General features: G+C 41.2%; 17 protein-coding genes and 1 other RNA gene. 5 read left to right on the top strand and 13 right to left on the bottom strand.

The window, feature by feature from the left end; translation table 11 throughout:
* Positions 1-1,093: 1,093 nt before the first annotated feature.
* Positions 1,094-1,473: RNase P RNA component class A (rnpB, locus tag AB6811_RS01835), an RNA gene on the bottom strand.
* A gap of 41 nt (positions 1,474-1,514) precedes the next feature.
* Entirely contained in the window at positions 1,515-2,576 is a 1,062-nt protein-coding gene (locus AB6811_RS01830) for a Smr/MutS family protein (RefSeq protein WP_369488501.1), read from the bottom strand.
* Between the two features lie 83 nt (positions 2,577-2,659).
* On the opposite strand from AB6811_RS01830, the gene AB6811_RS01825 reads away from it, so the two are divergent.
* The gene (locus tag AB6811_RS01825) at positions 2,660-3,874 is read left to right on the top strand and encodes an S-adenosylmethionine:tRNA ribosyltransferase-isomerase (protein WP_369488500.1); all 1,215 of its coding nucleotides are present in this window, start codon (positions 2,660-2,662) and stop codon (positions 3,872-3,874) included.
* 1 nt (position 3,875) lies between these two features.
* Positions 3,876-5,657: a YgiQ family radical SAM protein gene (locus tag AB6811_RS01820; protein ID WP_369488499.1), complete on the top strand. Its 1,782-nt coding sequence runs from the start codon at positions 3,876-3,878 to the stop codon at positions 5,655-5,657.
* Positions 5,658-5,671: 14 nt separating this feature from the next.
* Here the strand turns inward: AB6811_RS01820 and AB6811_RS01815 are convergent, their stop codons facing one another.
* The 8 genes from AB6811_RS01815 to AB6811_RS01780 all read right to left on the bottom strand — a co-directional run bounded on the left by AB6811_RS01815 (position 5,672) and on the right by AB6811_RS01780 (position 14,609).
* A complete protein-coding gene (locus AB6811_RS01815) occupies positions 5,672-6,118 on the bottom strand; it encodes an ATP synthase subunit C-like protein (RefSeq protein WP_369488498.1) in 447 nt (148 codons plus the stop codon).
* A gap of 46 nt (positions 6,119-6,164) precedes the next feature.
* Positions 6,165-7,976: a V-type ATP synthase subunit I gene (locus AB6811_RS01810; protein WP_369488497.1), complete on the bottom strand. Its 1,812-nt coding sequence runs from the start codon at positions 7,974-7,976 to the stop codon at positions 6,165-6,167.
* Positions 7,973-8,575, bottom strand: coding sequence for a V-type ATP synthase subunit D (locus tag AB6811_RS01805; RefSeq protein WP_369488496.1), 603 nt, complete (start codon positions 8,573-8,575; stop codon positions 7,973-7,975). The genes AB6811_RS01810 and AB6811_RS01805 overlap by 4 nt, the downstream gene beginning before the upstream one ends.
* A 15-nt stretch (positions 8,576-8,590) precedes the next feature.
* On the bottom strand, positions 8,591-9,913 hold the full coding sequence (locus AB6811_RS01800) for a V-type ATP synthase subunit B (protein WP_369488495.1): 1,323 nt from the start codon (positions 9,911-9,913) through the stop codon (positions 8,591-8,593).
* The gene (locus tag AB6811_RS01795) at positions 9,913-11,670 is read right to left on the bottom strand and encodes a V-type ATP synthase subunit A (protein ID WP_369488494.1); all 1,758 of its coding nucleotides are present in this window, start codon (positions 11,668-11,670) and stop codon (positions 9,913-9,915) included. The genes AB6811_RS01800 and AB6811_RS01795 overlap by 1 nt, the downstream gene beginning before the upstream one ends.
* Before the next feature lie 27 nt (positions 11,671-11,697).
* Positions 11,698-12,561 (bottom strand): DUF2764 family protein, encoded by an 864-nt coding sequence (locus tag AB6811_RS01790; RefSeq protein WP_369488493.1) that lies wholly within the window; start codon positions 12,559-12,561, stop codon positions 11,698-11,700.
* Between the two features lies 1 nt (position 12,562).
* The gene (locus AB6811_RS01785) at positions 12,563-13,180 is read right to left on the bottom strand and encodes a hypothetical protein (RefSeq protein ID WP_369488492.1); all 618 of its coding nucleotides are present in this window, start codon (positions 13,178-13,180) and stop codon (positions 12,563-12,565) included.
* Positions 13,181-13,439: 259 nt separating this feature from the next.
* Positions 13,440-14,609, bottom strand: a complete 1,170-nt coding sequence (locus tag AB6811_RS01780; protein ID WP_369488491.1) for an aminotransferase class V-fold PLP-dependent enzyme — start codon at positions 14,607-14,609, stop codon at positions 13,440-13,442.
* A 647-nt stretch (positions 14,610-15,256) separates the two neighbouring features.
* Here AB6811_RS01780 and AB6811_RS01775 point away from each other — a divergent pair.
* Together AB6811_RS01775 and AB6811_RS01770 are read left to right on the top strand one after the other, a co-directional pair.
* Complete coding sequence (locus tag AB6811_RS01775) at positions 15,257-15,433, top strand: hypothetical protein (protein ID WP_369488490.1); 177 nt, start codon at positions 15,257-15,259, stop codon at positions 15,431-15,433.
* Between the two features lie 673 nt (positions 15,434-16,106).
* Positions 16,107-16,451, top strand: coding sequence for a PAS domain-containing protein (locus AB6811_RS01770; RefSeq protein ID WP_369488489.1), 345 nt, complete (start codon positions 16,107-16,109; stop codon positions 16,449-16,451).
* A 1-nt stretch (position 16,452) separates the two neighbouring features.
* Here AB6811_RS01770 and AB6811_RS01765 read toward each other — a convergent pair whose 3' ends face one another.
* Entirely contained in the window at positions 16,453-17,040 is a 588-nt protein-coding gene (locus AB6811_RS01765) for a DUF2179 domain-containing protein (protein ID WP_369488488.1), read from the bottom strand.
* Positions 17,041-17,120: 80 nt separating this feature from the next.
* Between AB6811_RS01765 and AB6811_RS01760 the strand changes: the two genes are divergently transcribed.
* Positions 17,121-18,617, top strand: a complete 1,497-nt coding sequence (locus tag AB6811_RS01760) for a M20/M25/M40 family metallo-hydrolase (protein ID WP_369488486.1) — start codon at positions 17,121-17,123, stop codon at positions 18,615-18,617.
* 15 nt (positions 18,618-18,632) lie between these two features.
* Here the strand turns inward: AB6811_RS01760 and AB6811_RS01755 are convergent, their stop codons facing one another.
* A complete protein-coding gene (locus AB6811_RS01755) occupies positions 18,633-19,175 on the bottom strand; it encodes a glutathione peroxidase (protein WP_369488485.1) in 543 nt (180 codons plus the stop codon).
* 232 nt (positions 19,176-19,407) lie between these two features.
* Entirely contained in the window at positions 19,408-20,172 is a 765-nt protein-coding gene (locus tag AB6811_RS01750) for a tetratricopeptide repeat protein (protein ID WP_369488484.1), read from the bottom strand.
* Positions 20,173-20,194 lie beyond the last annotated feature (22 nt).

Genomic DNA, 20,194 nt, shown 5'->3' with positions numbered 1-20,194 from the left:
TTTAGAAAAAGATTAAAGAATTTCATTCTTTCCCGTTTAATAAAACCTATGGATTTTCAATCCATAGTGGTTTAGTTGAATTTTGGTAAAACAACCCTAGAGCGAACCAAATTAATCTTAAAAGGAGGTGGATGAACGTTATCAACTTCTAGTCATGGCCATGTTTTCAATTTAGTTAATCCCCATAAAGGGGTTTTCAACCGTAGGTTAAGCATGCCTTTAAATTAAACATCAAATTTAAGTCGTTTACAAGGAAACGATTTCGCATTAAACAATATCCAGGACATACCATTAGGCATCGATATTAAAGATGAAACAAGATTGATCCTGTGAACAAAAATTTTGCTGTCAACCGGATAATTAAAATTAACGAATAGAACTGAGTGTTATGTAATTATGGGTAATTCATATTGATCTTAAAGCACAAAGACCCTTCATAATTTATTATCGCCGAAATCGACAAATTCAAACCGATTTCCTAACCCTTAATGTATGTAATTAAGTAACCATCAAACGTAAAAGTCAGAATTTCTACCCTACTATGTATTAATGATTTGGTTTATATTGCTTAGTAATAGTTAATCTTACAGGTATTGCTGATTACCGAATATGTCAACACTCCTCTTGCTATTACGTTTATGAAAAAAAATGACTGGTAGTAAACCAACTAACATTATGGTTTAAAACATCTACTTAAATAAAATACTGTTTATGACTGATATAGAATAGTATATATATAATTTTTAACTAATATTTATACCAATATTTGTGCATAGATCAATATATTTTAAATAAATAAATAAGATAAAACATATATTAAATTGATATACAGTTCTATAAATAATATGTTAATATATATATGATGTATCAATCATTAATCTCGATTATCTTTTTAATGTGTTGCTTTTCCGAAAGCATCTGTGTTTACATATGTAAACCTATATGTGTCATAATTAATTTTGTTGCATTTATTCTAGTTTGGTCATTACAGGATTATAGTAAAAGTATCTATTAGATATTCCCTTCTTCAATTTCCTTCTATGAAAAAAATGAAAAAACTTAACATAATTAATAGCATATTAAAATAATAAAGGCAAGCAGATAACCTGTAAGCCGGGTTCTGTGCGTTAAAAACGCTCCTATCATTTATCTGGGATTGTAGTCACCCACAACCTCAAGCGACCTACCCCCTCCGACACCCGACAAGCGGGAACAGAACGGGCAGCCCTGTTTCGTAAGAAGTCGGAGTATACATGGTCTTGCAGCCCATAAGGTGCACGGCATTCCATATCGCTATGGAACCCGGTGAGCTCTTACCTCACCTTTTCACCCTTACCATGCCATAGGCATGGCGGTTATTTTCTGTTGCAATGCTATGCCCTCGCGGACATCTTCCGGTTAGGAAGTATGGTGCCCTGCGCTGCCCGGACTTTCCTCACCGGTATTGCACGGCGCGATAGGACGGCTATCTGCTTGCCTATTTTATTGTTTCAAATAACTCTTTTCCCTTTATACTACTTAAGAAATACCATGGTTGCACCAAAGCCATATTCTTTAAAAGAGGCATCCTGATACCTTAGCTTTGGGTATTTGCTGCTTAACAGCTTGGTTATTTCGTACTTTAGCTTCCCATTGCCTACTCCGTGAATAAAAACCATACGTTTTGTAGTTGTGCTTTTAATGCCTCCCTCAAGTGCGGTTTCGAAACGAGCAAGCTGAATTTTCAAGATTTCGCCTGGTGATAAATCCTTCCAATTGTCTATAAGCTCATGAATGTGAAGATCAACCTCTTCAGTTTCAATATTAGGTTTCTTAACCTCTTTTACTGGAGCTGGTTTTTCTTTTTGTTTTATTGCCTCCACTATTGCCTTATCGGTTAAGTGACGAATAAAAGCCTCGCGCTTAGTGCTTGCAATGGAAATTATGTATGCGTCGATATCAAAAAAATCATTGCGTTTAAAATTGCCCCTTTTGTATAGTTTTATAGGGTCAAGCTCAATATCGTAGAATTCTGGCTGAAATGGCTTATATGGGATGTTCTTATGGTATATTGCTTGTAGGTTCATTATAATCAGTTTACTTACATCTTCGGGGGTTAGCCTTTTAACCAATACCTTTGTATCGGGCTGAAGTATGCCTGAGCTAATTGGGGTATGATTATCGTCAATCACATTTGAAAGTACATAGAATACCCTATAGGTGCTATCGTTAACCAAATACATATCGAAAGTGGATTGCTGTAGGTTGGATATATTACTAGGAACAAAAGCTATATCCAACGAGAGTTCATCACCTGAACTATCAGCGACCTCTGGTGAGTCATCAGTTAAATATTCAACTTCGGACTTTGGCTTTTTCTTGCGATTTGCTTCAGCCGTTTCCTTTTCCTGAACTGTTTTTTTCTGCAGGAGTTCATCGGCAGCCGGTTCAACCACTACCAGCTCAGATAAAAGAGCTGGCATCTCAAAACCATCGAAAGTTTTGACCAAAGCCGTTCGCTTATCGATGATTCGAATAACCTCACCCCCTCCAACATCGTTTAAAAAACGAACCTTACATCCTACAGCTACATTCATAATAAAGCTCCTCAGAATTACTCACAAATCTTTTTAACCCACAAAAATAACTAATTTTGTGGCCTTAGAGTCAAAAAAGGGATATGAAAGTTAAGAAAATAAGTATTACTGACTATGATTATGAGTTGCCCGATTCAAGGATAGCCAAACATCCTCTTGCTGAGAGGGACTGCTCTAAACTTCTTATTTACCAGAACGGTGAAATAACAAATGATACGTTTCGTAATATTGACCAATATATTACCCCTAAAAGCTTACTTATACTGAACAATACTAAGGTGGTTAGAGCAAGGTTAAGGTTTAAAAAGGAAAGCGGGGCAACAATTGAAGTATTTCTAATTGAACCTATTGAGCCAAGTGATTATGCTCTTTCGTTCTCAAGTAAGAAAAAGGTGGTATGGAAATGCATTGTGGGTAACCTTAAGCGTTGGAAGCAAGGCGAACTTCAAATGGAAATAGAAGGCACTGGAGGAAGGCTTGTGGCAAAACAGCTAAAAAGGCTTAGCGAAGGCGTAGAAGTTGAGTTTTCGTGGAACAACAGTTCTATGTCATTTGCCGATATTGTGGAAAAATGTGGCACAATGCCCATTCCCCCATACCTAAACCGTGAAAGCGAAGATATTGACGGCTATCGTTACCAGACCATATATGCAGAGCCCGAAGGATCGGTAGCAGCGCCAACAGCCGGTCTTCACTTTACACCAAAGGTTTTTGAAAGTTTAAGTAATATTCATGTTAAACCCCACTACATAACCCTACACGTAGGTGCAGGCACTTTTAAACCTGTAACATCCGATACCATTGAGGATCACGAGATGCATACCGAGCACTTTTTTGTTAGTCTAGAACTAGTAAAAAGACTATACCAAAATAGCGAGCCGGTTGTATGCGTAGGAACAACTACCTTAAGAACCCTGGAATCGTTATATTGGCTTGGGGTTAAGTTAAAACTTGGCAAGGTAAATGAGAACTTTAACATTTCGCAATGGGAACCATATGAGCTTGATTTCAGAATAGACGTTGGAGAAGCCTTCAAGGCACTTTACGAATATATGGCAAGCAATGGCATTGGGACTTTATCGGCTTCAACACAAATTATTATTGCTCCCGGTTATGAAATAAAAACCTGCGATGCCCTAATAACCAATTTTCACCAACCACGCTCTACCCTTCTTTTACTTGTTGCTGCTGCAGTTGGCAACGATTGGAAAAAAATATACCAATTTGCCTTAGACAACAATTTTAGGTTCCTAAGCTATGGCGATAGTAGTTTGCTTCATATAAACAAATCAACATAAAATGGGATTTTTGCCCACATCGGTAAAAGAAATAAAAGCATTGGGCTGGGAACAGCCCGATATCATAATATTTACAGGTGATGCCTATGTTGATCATCCTGCATTTGGCGCTGCTGTTATTGGACGAGTACTGGAAAGCGAAGGGTTTAAGGTTGCTATTGTACCCCAACCCAACTGGCGCGACGACCTGCGTGACTTTAAAAAACTGGGAGAGCCAAGGCTTTTCTTTGCCGTTACTGCCGGCAATATGGACTCCATGGTAAACCACTATACGGCCGCTAAAAGATTAAGGAGCGATGATGCCTATACCCCAGATGGTAAAGCAGGTTTTAGACCCGATTATGCCACAGTTGTATACTCCCAAATAATCAAAAAACTATATGCGAACACCCCTTTGATTATTGGTGGTGTAGAGGCTTCGCTACGTAGATTAACTCATTATGATTACTGGTCGGATACCCTCAAACCAAGTATTTTAGTTGATAGCGAAGCCGATATACTGGTTTATGGAATGGGTGAAAAAGCCATTATTGAGATTGCTAAAAAGCTTGACCAAGGTATGGCAATTGAATCGCTACGCGGGATACCACAAATTGCTTACATTGACCACAATATTGATAAGTATAAACGTGGTGAGGATATTATAATACTAAGTTCATACGAGGAGTGTATAACCGACAAACTCAAATTTGCCAATAACTTTAAGCTAATTGAGCAGGAATCGAACAGGATAAACAGTAAAATTCTTATAGAACCCATAGAGGATAAGTGTGTAGTAGTAAATCCGCCCTTTAATCCTGCCACAATCCATGAAATTGATAGATGGTATGATTTACCTTATACCCGATTACCCCATCCGCGATACAAAGGGAAAACCATTCCTGCGTGGGAGATGATTAAATTCTCAGTAAACATACATCGGGGGTGTTTTGGAGGGTGTAGTTTTTGTACAATATCGGCCCATCAGGGACGTTTTATTTCGTCGCGTTCAGAGCAATCTATCCTGAAAGAGATTGAAAAAATAAAAAAAATCCCTGGTTTTGCAGGCTACCTCAGTGACCTGGGTGGGCCATCGGCGAATATGTATGGAATGGTTCCAAAGGATTTAAGCATTTGTACCAAATGCAAACGGCCTTCGTGTATCTACCCGAATATCTGTAAAAATCTAAATTCGAGCCATGAGCATATTAACAACCTATACAATAAAGTCCGTAAGGTAAAAGGAATAAAAAAAGCGTTTGTGGGCAGCGGGGTACGCTACGATTTATTTATAACCCGGAAGGATAGTAAAGCCGAGCGGGAATATTTTGAAAACCTATTTCTACATCATGTATCGGGGCGGTTAAAGGTGGCACCCGAACATACATCGGAAAAAGTACTAAAAATAATGCGAAAGCCAACTTTTGAGCTGTTTAAGCAGCTTAAGCAGTGGTTTGATACTTTGAACGAAAAATTTGGCCAAAAACAGCAATTAATTCCATACTTTATATCGAGCCATCCTGGGTCAACAGAACAAGACATGAAGCAGTTAGCCGAAGAAACCCGTAAGCTAAACTTCAAGCTTGAACAGGTTCAGGACTTCACGCCCACTCCCATGACCCTTGCATCAACAATTTACTATACAGGCATTAATCCCTATACTGGCGAAAAGGTTTACGTAGCCCGAAGCGTTGAAGAGAAACGCAAACAGCAAAGCTATTTCTTTTGGTATAAGAACGAAAGTAAATCCCTTTTTACCCAAAGTAAAAAGCGGCCACCCAAAAGGAAGCCGCCTATTAGATAAGTGAAGAATTTCAACTACAATGAGGTGCTGATTAGGAATACAGCAGCCAAGGAGATAATTGCATAAAGCTCTGGGAATACAGCAAGGATAAGGGTATTTACAAACACCTTGTGCCCATTACCAATGGCAGTAATACCGTTAGCACAAACCTGTCCCTGGCGAAGTGCTGAAAAAAGTCCCACAAATCCCATAGCCAAACCTGCACCAAAGATTGCAGCAGCTTGAGCCCAAGTGATTTCAGGAACAAGAAAATTTTTAAGCATAAAGTAACCGGTAAAACCATAAAGGCCCTGTGTTCCTGCAAGCGCGCTAAGAACAAGGAAGTTACCAAATGCACCAGGTTCCTTTTTCAAAGCGCCAACCGATGCGTTACCAGCAATGGTAACACCATAAGCACTTCCAACACCGGAAAGGATAATCATTATCCCAATTCCTAAGTAAGCAAAAATGATTGGTTCCATAGTTTAAAATTTATTAGGTTATTTAAATTATAAATCGATTTCAAACTTATTGGGCTTCAGCCGTATTCTTACGGAAAGGATTATATCCCCTCCCACCACCGGTAAAGCCTGCATTCTTATAAAACTCAACAAATGTCAAACGCATAGGATGTACAAGTGAACCTAACGCAGACATGAAAATGTTAATGGAATGGCCAATAAACAATATCAGAATAATAACAATATGCTTTAGCACCGGAGTATCGGGGGCCATACCAAAGGCAAGGCTATTAAACACGCCACCCAGGATACCGCTACTCAAACCAAGGGCAAAGAGACGAATGTATGACAAGGTATCGCCTAAAAGACCAGTAGCCATGTTGTAAGTATCCCAAAGGCCTAATCCAAAGTTGAATAGGGGGTTTTTACCGGGTGAGTTAAAAAACATAATTCCAACACCAGCAACACCAAGAATGATTAAATGAACATTACCAAATAGTTTCAAACTACTATCAGGATTTTGTCCTAAGAAGTAAAAGATTGGCATGCTGATAATAAGTATCACCCAGCTAATAGTAGATATGGCATGTTTCCAGGAATACTGTATCCACAGGTTTGCAGCCTTAACGCACATACCAAATACGATTTGCACCAAACCCAGTATGAGCGAAAGTTTAAACATCTTATCCTGATCAAAAAAGTACGATTTAAAGTTTTTAAGAGCAGGGATGTCGAGTTCAACAAGGCTAGCACCAAATACAGTTCCTGTAAGGGCGCCAAACAGAACAGTTGCCAAGCCTAATAGTTGTATCAATGTTAGTATTGGCTTAAATTCCGGTTTTGCCTTAAACTTATAGATTGTGGCACCTAAGACAAAGATTAAACCGTAGCCCGCATCGCCAAAGCAGAACCCAAAGAAGAGCATGAAGAATGGTGCAAAGAATGGGGTTAAGTCCAATTCTGCATAGGTTGGGAAGGCAAAAAGTTTACTTATGGGCTCAAACAGCTTTGCGAATTTGCTGTTTCGAAGGAGAATAGGCGCGTTATCGTTCTTATCGGCCTTAGACGAAATGTAGATAATACTTTCGGCATCAAGAACCTCTTTTACCTTTTCATTCAAATCCTCAGGCACCCAACCCTCAAGCACCATTATGGTATTTCCGGCTTCGCCAATTGCGCTTGACTTTACCATCTTAAAATCGAGCTGATTGGTAAGTTCAATCTGCTCTTTTTTAAGCAAATCGATGTAAAGAGCTAGAAAATCGAGTTCAGAATTAATTTCATCGATACGATTATGGTAGCGATGGATTTCTTCATCTTTTTGTTTAACTGAGAACTGCGGTGTTCGAACCTCCTGAACATCGGGCGAAATAGCCTCGCCTGTATAATTAACCATTACAAAGTAGTATAGTCCATTGGTATGGTTAACTATTTCAATAGGATACTCATTTACCCAGTCCTCATTAAAAACTTTCTCGGGTGCAATGAAAAATCGAATTGAAATACCTTTTTCGGCAAGGCTGTTAAGCAACTTTAAATCGAAATTACCCCACGGTTCAACCTCTGCCAATTCCTTTTGGGCTTTTTTAATAGCATTTTCAAATTGCTCCCGTTCACGTTGAAGCAACTCAACACGCGAAACAATTTCATCGGCTGAAAGGCTGAGTGTGATTTTTTCGTCAGGAGCTTTTCGGCCTTCAAGGAACTTGATAGCAGTAACTATCCTATTGATTCGGGCCAGAATCTCCTTTTCATCCTCGTCAACGTTTCGGTTTTCCATGGAAATATCAACCACACCCAAATCCTGAAGTTTAAGCAGGAAATCGTCGAAATCGCGGTGATAAACCAGGAAGTTGTACTTATACATTGGTGTTATCATGACTCAACCTCCACGTTTTCGTATCGTTTCTTCACTATCTTCATAGCCGACTTCGAAAGGTTTTCCTCATCCTCGAGGAATCGCTTAATCTTCCGAATGGCGTTCTCATAGCCGGGAATTTGAACCTTTTCGTAAAGGTTTACCTTTTGTGTTGTTTTCTTACGCGCATGGTCAAGGAGCCGCATTTTTTCGTGGTAGAAATCGCGTTCAATACCAATTTCGGCTAACTCCTTTAGAATTTTTACTCCATCGGTATACCAGTAAGGGCGCGCAAAAACGCTATACTCTTTAACACTAAAAATTACCTCTTGTAGAACAGGTATTTTTACCCCGGCAATTTTGATAGTTCCAAGCCTAACATCGTCAATCTGAATCAGGTTACGCTCAAACTCTCCCCAAAGGCTAACCATATACTCATAATCCTTGATGCGTTTAGCCAGTTGTTCCTCGAGTTCCTGCATCCTATTCTTAGCGCGCTTAACCTCCATACGCAAAGCCGACTCCTTATTTTTTAGGGTAGGCAAAGCTCTTTGGCGGATTTTAAGCTGCTTATTGAGCTCGTTAAGCGATGTTTTATTGAACTGAAACTTAATTGCCATGATTTTAGCACATTATTAGTTTGCAGGCCAGTATTTCTCAACCAGTTCGTTCTTAATGGCCACTTCGGTTTTAGAGAAATACTTGGCAAAGAGTTGCCATGCAGTATTGAGCATGGTATCAACCTCTACGTTAACATCAATTGCCAGCAACTTTTCGGAATAGTCGTGGGCAAACTTAAGGGCACGCTCATCGTACTCAGTAAGGTCGAAGCCGTTTTCCAGCTTGGTTTTTGCATTTGCAGCATCGGCATACAGACGAACTGCAGCGTTCATAACCTGAGGATGATCCTCGCGGGTTTTCTTACCAATAACAAGCTGTTTCAAACGGGAGAGGCTTCGGAACGGGTCAACGATAACCTTACCGGTATCGCTATCGGTACGGAGGAAGAGCTGACCCTCGGTGATGTAACCAGTGTTATCGGGGATAGCATGCGTAATATCGCCACCCGATAGTGTGGTTACTGCAATAATGGTGATTGAACCGCCATCGGGGAACTGAACGGCTTTCTCGTATATCTTTGCTAGGTCAGAATAAAGCGATCCTGGCATGGAGTCCTTTGAGGGGATTTGATCCATACGGTTCGATACAATACTCAACGCATCGGCGTAGAGGGTCATATCGGTTAGAAGAACTAGTACCTTTTCCTTTTTCTCAACCGCAAAGTACTCGGCTGCGGTTAATGCCATATCGGGAACAAGCAAGCGTTCAACAGGGGGCTGCTCAGTAGTATTAACAAAGCTAATGATACGGTCGAGCGCACCAGCATTTTCGAACACATTCTTGAAGAAAAGGAAGTCGTCGTTTGAGAGTCCCATGCCGCCAAGAATGATTTTATCGGCCTGAGCCCGTAGTGCTACCATAGCCATAACCTGGTTAAAGGGCTGGTCGGGGTCAGCAAAGAAAGGTATCTTTTGACCGGTAACAAGAGTATTGTTTAGGTCGATACCTGCAATACCGGTAGCAATGAGCTCCGAGGGTTGTTTACGGCGAAGGGGGTTAACCGAAGGGCCACCAATCTCACGGGGTTCACCCTCGATCTCCGAATCGCCAAACATGGGACGGCCATAGGCGTCGAAAAAGCGCCCTGCCAAATCGTCGCCTACTTTAAGTTTTGGGGGTTCGCCAAAGAAAACAACCTCGGCATTGGTAGGGATACCCTCAGTGCCGCTAAACACCTGTAGGGTAACCATATCACCCATAATTTTTACAACCTGAGCCAACCGACCGTGAACCATAGCTAATTCCTCGTTAGCTACACCTTGGGCCCGAAGCGATACGGTTGCCTTTGTGATACCCGTTAGCTGGGTGTATATTCTCTGAAATGCTTTAGTTTCCATTACTGTACCCTTCTTTCGTTAAGAATTGTTTCAAGTTCCTTCTCGTAGTTATAGAACTCTTCGGACTGGAACTCAGAGTAGTTCATTTGCTTAAGCGCGTTGATAATGCGTTTGTAATACGATGAGCATTGCTCAAAACCATCGAAATGGAAGTTAGTATCACATATCTGCATAACCTTTTCAAGCATATATCGCTGGCGCTTCAATGGCGTATTACAATCAATTTTATCGAAAGCATCCTGTTGCAATACAACAAAGTCAATGATCTCGGCCTTCCAATAACGATCGTGATAGTCGAGAGGAACGCCATCGTCACCAAGGATGTTGATTTGTTCAAAGGCTTCCCTACCTCGCTGTATGATATTCTTTGCCTTCATTACCATATCAACCCAGGTTTCGTTGACATTCTTATTCAGGAATTCCTGAATTTCAGGATACTCAAGGTACTTAGAGTAGCTATCCATTGGGTCGATGGCTGGATAACGTTTACTATCGGCGCGTTGCTGCGAGAGCGCATAGAAACAGCGGGCAGCCTTTTTGGTTGATTCGGTAACAGGCTCCTTAAGGTTACCGCCAGCGGGCGAAACGGTACCGATGAAAGTAACTGAACCAGTGCTGCCATTATTGAGGTAAACGAAACCAGCACGGGCGTAGAAGTTGGCAATTACAGCCGGAAGGTCCATTGGGAAAGCATCGGGACCAGGAAGTTCCTCAAGACGGTTACTCATTTCACGCAGAGCCTGAGCCCAACGGGATGTAGAGTCGGCCAAAAGCAGAACCTTTAAACCCATGGAGCGGTAGTACTCAGCAATAGTCATTGCGGTGTAAACCGATGCCTCACGGGCTGCTACCGGCATGTTAGATGTATTACAAATTATGGTAGTACGTTCCATTAGCTTACGACCTGTACGGGGGTCATCGAGGTGAGGAAACTCAGTAAAAATCTCAACCACCTCATTGGCACGCTCACCGCAGGCTGCCATAATAATCATATCGGCATTAGCCTGTTTAGCCAAGGCGTGCTGTAGCACAGTTTTTCCGCAACCAAATGGCCCCGGAATAAATCCAGTACCACCCTCGGCAATGGGGTTAAGGGTATCAATAACCCTAACTCCAGTTTCAAGGATTTTGAATGGACGGGGTTTTTCCTTGTATGCCGTGATAGCTTTTTTTACAGGCCACTTTTGGTACATGGTCACCTTATGCTCTTCACCCTTTGAATCAACAAGCACTGCAATGGTATCGGATACTTTATACTTACCAGCAGGAACAATTGATTTTACGGTGTATTTGTCAGTAAAGGTGAAAGGCACCATGATTTTGTGCTTAACCCAGTTTTCAGGAACCTCGCCAAGCCAATCGGCGGCGCTTACCTGAGCACCGGGCTCAACAAGAGGAGTAAAATCCCATTCCGAGTCAAAATCGAGGGCGTCAGTATAATCGCCTCGTTGAAGGAAAATGCCCTTCATTTTATCTAAGTCGTGCTGAAGCCCATCGTAGTTTTTGGAGAGGAGGCCAGGGCCAAGAGTAACTTCGAGCATGTGCCCTTGGAACTCAACAGGAGTTCCTACTCTAAGGCCGCGAGTGCTCTCGAACACCTGCACGTAAGCCAGTTTCCCAATAACCTTGATAACCTCGGCCATAAGCTTTGTGCCAGCGAGATTGATATAGCAAATCTCGTTCTGGGCAACCGGGCCATCGACTTCAACAACCACAAGGTTCGAAATTATTCCGGTTACTTTTCCTTGAGTTTTCATTATGTTAATTGTTAATTAATAATCGCTTTAAAATTTCTCGGAGAGATTGTAGGATGACTTAAGATCATCGAAAAGTTTCTTGAAAAGTTCCTCACCGGTCTTGGCATCGAGCTTTAGCCAACGATGGACAATACCGGCACGAACAAAGAAACCAAGTATAAAGTTGATATTAAAGTAGTCCCAAGTAGTAAACTCAACAGACATGTCCCACTTAATAAGGTCAAGCTTACGCTCACGCTCCAAAACATCAGTGATATCGGTAGCCTGGATCAGCCTATCGATATAGTCAACTTCGCGCTTTAGGCCAAAATCAGCGGCCTGACTTTTAGCCAGAACCTCAGTAAGCCAGTTATTGCCAACCAGTTGAGTTGCAGGATCGATCCCAAGCCTGCGACAGTTAAGCGCGGTAAGCACATTATTAAAATCGCGCTGAAAACTGAACCAGTACCTTATAAAATCGTTGTTTTGGCTAAGGGCAAGGTTATAAAAAGATTCCAGGAACCTAATCTCAGGAAGTTTTTCTACCTCAAAAATATCCCTTGGCTGCTCATCCTGGTCAACCGCATCATCGGCAGAGCGCTGTTTGCCTGTAAAGCGGTAGTAAAAATCCTGCATGTATTGTGGGAGCTGATGAATATTCTCATCGAGCTCATCAAAAACAAATTTCTCGTAGGAGCCCAAGTCGTTGAACTCAAGTCCACGGTTGAGTAGCTTATTGAGAAAGTTGTCGTTATCGTAGGGCAAGTGCAGGAACTCTACCAGGCGGTAATCGGAAGAGGAAACCTGTTCCTTAACTTCCTGTTTCAAAGCGTTTACGCTGAAGTCCTTTCGGTCCTGATCCATAATCAGTTCCGGGAGGCCAGCCACCAGGTAGTAGTAGTTTCGCATCATTCTACTTACCTCCAAAAAGCATTGCAACTATTTTTGGACGCATGAAGTCCTTAAAGAGGTTCTCAAAATCGGTTTCGGTAAAGCTAACCACGTAGCTACCATCCTTTGGACCAATGCGGAAACCATACTTTATAGCCCTATCAACCTGAATTTCGACCTCCTTATTGAGCAATGCATGGGTTTTGGTGGTGAAATGGTCGGTAATGGTTTTAGCCATTTCTTCGGGAACAAGTACACGCAGGCTAACGCTCTCGGCTGAGTTAGGTTCCCAACGGTTGATAGCAGTTTCAATTACCTTTTTCACAAAATCGGCATCCTTAAGGGCGTCAACCAGTGGGGCTTCGTAAAGTTTGGTTTCAATTAAGGAAACTATTTGCTGTTTGACCCCGCTGATAACCTGCTTGGCGGAAAGAGCAACCTCGGTATCGATATTTTTGCGGTAATCGTCGGCCTCCTTTCGGGCAGCGGCTATAATTCTTTCGGCTTCAGCTTTAGCATCGGCCACTATACGTGCTGCCTCATCCTTAGCCTTGGTCACAAGCTGATTAGCTTCAGCCTGTCCCTTTTCCAGACCTTCGCGATATATCTTCTCAGTTAACTCTTGAAGCTTATTCTGCATAGCTTATTCCTCCTGTATTATGTGTTTTTAGGGTTTTCGGTGATTATGTTAGTTCAAATATCTGCAACCTGTTACGGCAAAAATAATGTTTAGGTTATAGGCAAAAATATGACAATTGTTATGATTTTACCTAAAAATTAGCAATCAAATCAATGTTTTTATAGCACATTGACCTAATAATCAATAAAATAATCATAAGCGAAATACTTGTTATTAATATAACATTAAAATATTTTAACTTTTTGCAATCGTTAGCATGTTAACAACTTATTTTGTCCAGAGCATTTTTTAACACATTGATTAAGCTCTCAGGGGGTTCAATGCCAATTGACAACCTTACCATTCCAGGGAAAGGATACCTGTCGCCCCACACAGGTTCTACGGGCATCAGTATCGTGTCAGCATCTCCAAGGGTTGGAATGAGATGAATATTGTGCGAAACCAACTGGATAAAAGAGTTGCAATTCTCTTGTTTATTGGTAAAGGAATTGCCTTTAATGTCAAAGGTCACAATTCCACCATACCCTTTGCGAAATATTTTGCTTGCAATGTTGTTTGTTGGATGATAGGGCATTGATGGGTAGAGAACTTTTTCCACCGCAGGGTGTTTTGAAAGAAACTCTGCGATACGCTGTGCATTTGAAAAATGCTGTGAAATACGTAAGTGAAACGATTTCAGGTAATCGCTAAGCCGATAGGCATCGTCAGGGGAAATCATATGGCCAACCAGCTTGCGGTACTCAATTGCTTGTTTAAGCAAATCGATATCGTTACCACAAACCACTCCCGCTGAGAGGTTGCCGTGCCCTGCCAGGTATTTGGTTGCACTATGGATAACCAAATCGGCTCCAAAATCTAACGGTTTAAGGATGTATGGTGTTGCAAATGTGTTATCGACAATAACCTTTGCCCCAAATCGCTTTGAAATCTTAACTATTTCAGGCACATCGGCAACAATGAGCATGGGGTTTGAAATAGCCTCAAGGAACACCACATCAGGCCTTTGCTGTTCCATCAACCTTTCAAACTGGCTGAGCGAGTATGAATCGTTGGTTGGTGTAAACCTGACAATATTGAATCCGCGACGCGCAACTAAAACCTTATCGATAAAGGTATTAGTACCCCCGTAAATTTCAGAGAAGTACAGCCACTTCACCGGTTGAGCATTTACCTGAAAAATGGAAAGGGCAATATCAATTGCTGCTAATCCTGATTGAGCTAGGAGAGCCCAAACAGAACCTTCGATTTTAGCAAGTTCCTGTTCAGTTTGAACAACGGTGGGATTACGGTAGCGGGAGTAGATATATAGGTCTGGGTCAGCAGGGTGGTTTACCTCATCGGCAAACGCCTTTTTCATGGTTGGGATGTCCTTGAGCCAGAATCCTGAATCCCTGTAAATGGGTGTACGTAAAGAATTTACCTTTTTCACCTATTGTTTTTTTATTCCGTGCAAGATAGTAAAAAAAATTTGAGCCGCTCGTTTGTTTCTATCAATAAACTCAATCTCCATTAAGTACCATGAATTAACAAATTCAACCGGGCTAATTTTAGAGGAATCAGTCTGAATGAATCGGAATGAGTCGGAATAGACAGAATATGATGGAGTTAGAGGAAGTTTGGGTCCGTTAAACGTGAACCGTGAGCCGTGAAACGTTAACCGGTGTCTAGTCCTGATATACGGGATAGGCAGTATCGAGAAATCTCAATAAAAAAGTGAATGAAGGTACAAAGTGATGCACCGGCTAGTCTCAGCATGACAACCGTCTCATGAAATAAGCAACAGCAAGTATCACAGAGTTACACAGTGTAACACGGTGTTACACAGAGTATATGACGTGGCATTTACAAACAATGATTCACGAACAACGAACAACGCTTCCTGCCCCGTAGGGGCGTAATATTTGTAACACCATGATTACTCATACATGTATAGCGATGCACGAAATGAAATTCCAAAGCTTAAAACTAAAACGTTGCATCGCAAAGGAAAAACTTCTCAAATAACGATTTATACGTTCTTTCTTGTCTTGATACAAGAAAGAACCAAAGAAAATCAAGGCTGAAAAGCCCGACCCGATGGGTGCCCCGCGGGTGGAACTGCCACGCGATACTATTCGCCACGCCTGTGGCGTGACTCATGTGGTATCGCTTGCTAAGCCCACCGCCACGTTCCACCCCCGACCCATTGCCGGGTCAGGCTTTTATGCCACTGCTTGCTTCTTCCGCTCCATTCCCCCTCAGGAATATGGGTAAAGTGAGGTCGTTTCCCATATTCAACCCAGATGACCCCTCTAAATCTCCCCTGAGAGGGGAGACTTTAGCCCTGCAATAAGGTCTCCTAAATGCTTCTCCCCTCTCCTATCAGGAGAGGGGAGGGGGTGAGGTCAATTTCATGAACCAACGAACATTGAGTAACTTAAACGAATGACTTCATTTGTCATCCTGAGCGTAGCGAAGGATCTCTAATCGACCCCATGAGATGTTTCGCTTGCGCTCAACATGACAATAGTTTCACGAACAACGCTTCCAGCCCCGTAGGGGCGTAATGTTTGTAACACCATGGTTATTCCCACATGCATAGCGATGCACGCAATACATTTTCCAAAGAACAAGGAGTAAGCGTTGCATCGCAACAGAAAAGCATGGCAAAGAGCGGTTTACAAAAAACAACAGGGATTAAAGGTAAAGAGATGCTTCGGCGAAGTCTATCCCTATAAATCGGGACTCAGCACGACAGCGTTATTTTTCGCTTGCGCGCAACATGACAAATAACCATAACTAAACGACATTTATTCCGGTATCTCGAAATAAAAGATTTTGATAAGTCGGGAAGTCAAGTAGAAACAAAATGTTTAAATGTTTTATTGTGTTTCTATTGACTAATCCCGGGTTAAGATTACCTTTGCCTTGTAAAAAAAGCACTTCAATGAATACAGATTTATTAAGCTGGCCAAATAGTGTAGACTTTGCCATAACAATTTGCGATACAGCAGGAACTATTCTTTACATGAACGAAAAATCGCAAAAGGTTTTTGAACGCTGGGGTGGAAAGGAACTTATTGGAAAAAATCTTTTTGACTGCCATTCCGAGAATTCGGTAAGTATAATCAAAGAACTTATGGCCACAGGAAAATCAAACACATATACTATTGAAAAGAATGGAGTTAATAAATTAATACACCAAACTCCTTGGTACAGCAACGGTAGAGTGGCAGGAATGGTAGAGTTTTCAATTGAAACACCGGAAGGGATGCCTCATAGGGTAAGGTAATCTACTTCCCCTTGCGCCAACGCTCAAAAATGGATATTTTTGGTTTAACTGTTGCCTGAAAAATTCCCTTATTTACCTTTCTTATATCCTCTACCACGTAGAAAAGGTTTGGGTTAAAGTTTAAAAGAAGACTCTGAACGTCAGGGAGATTCTTCCGGTTAATAACGGAGTAAACAATACTTACCTCACCCTGTGCGCCGTGAGCCTGAAAGGAAGTTGCACCGAATCCGCTGGCATTGAGGATCTGAACAAGATCGGCTACATTATCGGTTGAAAACACCCTGACCAATACCTTTCCAATAGCCAATCGCTCCTCTACCAGCATGCCAATATAGTTGCCTGTAGCAAAACCAGCGGCATAGCCAAAGTAACAGGCAAAATTGTTGAGGTTTTTCATGATTTGGCTTATGGCGACAATCCAAATAAACACCTCAAAAAAACCTAAAATGGGAGCAATGCGGCGTTGACCCTTGGAAACGTAAATAATTCGCAATGTCCCTATGGTTACATCGCATATTCGAGCAAAAAAGATGAGCAATGGTAAAACACCATACAGATATAAATCGGATTGAAGAAAGTCGGGAGCCATTTGAAAATATTACTATTGCACTGCAAATTTACGCAAATAAAAATATTACCATAAAATTTCTAAATTTAGGCTCTAAAACCATGAATGCGATGTGGAAATGTTATGTTATTCTGGCTGGAATTTTGGTAACCAATAATTTGGCTATAAGCCAAACAAAAATTCAGCAAAGCCCTATCGACAGCAAGGATTTGATGAACACCGTTAAATTCCTATCGTCAGAGCGATTTAAAGGGCGGCTGCCTGGTTCGGTAGAGTATGAGCAGGCCTCACGTTACGTTGCTACAAGGTTTAAAAATGCCGGTTTAAATCCATTGTTGGGGAACACCATGCTACAGGAGTTTGATGAAGAGGTTAACTACATACTGGATGCAAGAGTATTTCTTTTAGATCAGAACAATCGCCCTACACAACCCATGTATTTAGGAGAGGATTTTGTATGTAGGGGATTTACCGGTTCAGGGGAAGTACGAGGTGAAACTGTTTTTGCCGGATTTGGTATAAAAAATGATGAATACAACGATTACCGAAGTATTGATGTCCGCAATAAAATTGTTATAGTATTCAAATCGACCCCACCCTGGCAAGCCAGTTCCGGTAGTTGGGGCGATGTATCGCCACGGGGAAAGGCTCGAATAGCAAAAGAATTAGGTGCTAAAGCCATAATCTTTATCGGTGAACCCCACATGACACCAAACACCATGGTATATGGGAGCATAGCCTGTGGCCCTAAGCCACATCTAGCTGATTTCACAATGATACATGCCGGCAGTAGGTTTACCGATAGCCTTTTTAGCAAGTTACCCTACAAAGCCGCCGATTACTATGAAATGATAAAACGCGATAAAGCCCCCCACTCCGTTGAAACCGATAAATCAGTTTACATCAATGTACGTGCCGTTTACCAGGAAGCAAAAAAGACTTTTAATGTTGTGGGCTATATTGAAGGCTCTGACCCTAAGCTTAAGCATGAATATATTATCCTGGGAGCGCACCTTGACCATGTTGGCTACCAGGGCGATAAGCTTTACTTTCCTGGGGCAAATGATAATGCATCGGGCGTTGCCGGGTTAATTGCAATTGCCGAAGCAATAAACAAATCAACTACGAAGCCCCTCCGTTCAGTTGTTTTTGTGGCCTTTTCGTCAGAAGAATCCGGCCTAAAAGGATCAAAACATTTTGTTGCAAATATGCCCTTTAATGCCGATAAGGTGGTAGCCATGCTCAACTTTGACTGTATTGGACAAGGCGATAGTATTGCCATTGGTGGCAGGTTGAGCTATCCGAAGCTTTGGAAAAAAGCCAAAAAGATAGATAAAAGAAACACCAAACTACTAAGTCCCAAAACATTTGGTGGCGGTGGTGCCGATGCCCAACCTTTTTACGAAGCAGGTATTCCTACGCTTTACTTCAACACCAGTGGTGGATATAAGTATCTGCATCAAGCTACTGATAAGCCAGAAACCCTTAACCCTGAAGTTTTTGAAAAGGTTGTGGATTTAGGGTACCTAACCACTATGGAGCTTGCCAATAAAAATTATAAACGAGAGAAGGACAGACAAAAGAAAAAGGCCTCGTAAGTGAGGCCTTTTTACTTAATTCCCTTCAATCCATTTAATTACCTTTTCGCTGTTTGGTTTTTCCTTTGGTGGTATCACATCGACAAGTTTGCCATTTTCGTCTATCAGGTATTTCTGGAAATTCCATTTAACCTCGCTATCCATTACACCATTCATACTTTTTTGGGTAAGCCACTGGTACAGCGGATGGATGTCGTTCCCCTTAACCGATATTTTTGCCATCATAGGGAAGGATACACTAAAACGGGTAGTACAAAACTCCTTAATTTCCTGATTGGTTCCAGGTTCCTGCCCCATAAAATTATTGGCCGGAAATCCAATAATAATAAAGTTTTTATCCTTGTATTTATCGTAAAGCGCTTGTAAATCCTCGTACTGTGGTGTAAACCCACATTTTGATGCAGTATTAACAACCATTACCTTTTTTCCCTTAAGCTTTGAGAGAGGAAACTCGTTGCCATCGATATCGGTTACCACAAAACTATGGAAACTTACATTTTGTGCATTTGTGGTGCTAAGTGTTGTAGCTAACAGAATTATCATACCTAAAATTTTCATAACGTTTACTTTTTAGTTGTAAAAGGTAAACACTAAATGGGACGAAATGTTTTAATGAAAACCGAAAAAGGAAAAGAAATGTAAAATTCCAAGCGATTTTAGTAACCATCAACCCTGATAGAATAAGGTTGATAATAAGTTTTAAGGTTTTGCAAAACTTTTTTCAGAGCACCCCAAAGAGCGCGCTAATAATTAAAACAGACAACTACCTTTACTTTACCTATTGCCAGAATTATATTCTTTCAAATGCTGATTTGGGTAACCATCCCTTATTGCCGTCGGCAATCCGAATTTCGCACCACTCACCAACATTTCGTAAGGTCTCGACCTTTGTTCCTGCGTGGAGTATGAAAAGGTCATTTGAACTCTCCGAAGGAGAACTTTTTACCGAAACGGCGGAGGAAGTTACAATAGCGTGGTTGGAATTTACAATTCTATTTTTTTGCGAAACACTAAAAGCAAGTGACACAATGAAAATAAAAGCAGAAAACCATGAAATGATAAAAGCGTATTTCTTTATTAAATATTTACCAGAGAACTGAAAAATCATAAATAAAATCAGTGCAATTATAAATGATGAAATAGCAAGAAAAGCCCAAGTGTTAGAGCTAAATAGGTTGGAAATGGACTTTACCCACTTAACCACGAAAAAATCAGGGATAGCCTCAATCTTGTCAGTAGTGTAAGCACGGGCTAGTTCGAGGTTAAAAGAGATATCGTCATCGCCAGGGTTTAGCAGGTAAGCTCTCTCGAAATTGAGAATGGCGTGGGCTATATCGTTTAGCTTAAAATAGGCATTCCCAAGGTTGAAGTAAAGCTCTGCACTCACCTTTCCGTTTGCTACAATAGCCTCATAATGGGTAACAGCTTCGGAATATTTCCCCTCAGTGTAGTATTTATTAGCCAGTGCGAAAAGTGAATCGGGATTTTGCAAGGTTACCTTCCCAAACAGGCTAACAGGAACTATCATTAATGATATGTATAGAATGCGTTTCATTTCCTGAAAGTTTTAATATCAA

The organism is Tenuifilum sp. 4138str (assembly GCF_041102575.1).
In the GTDB taxonomy this organism is placed as follows: Bacteria; Bacteroidota; Bacteroidia; order Bacteroidales; family Tenuifilaceae; genus Tenuifilum; species Tenuifilum osseticum.
The sequence above is the reverse complement of the archived record's forward strand: the minus strand, read 5'-3'. Positions and strand labels throughout refer to the sequence as shown.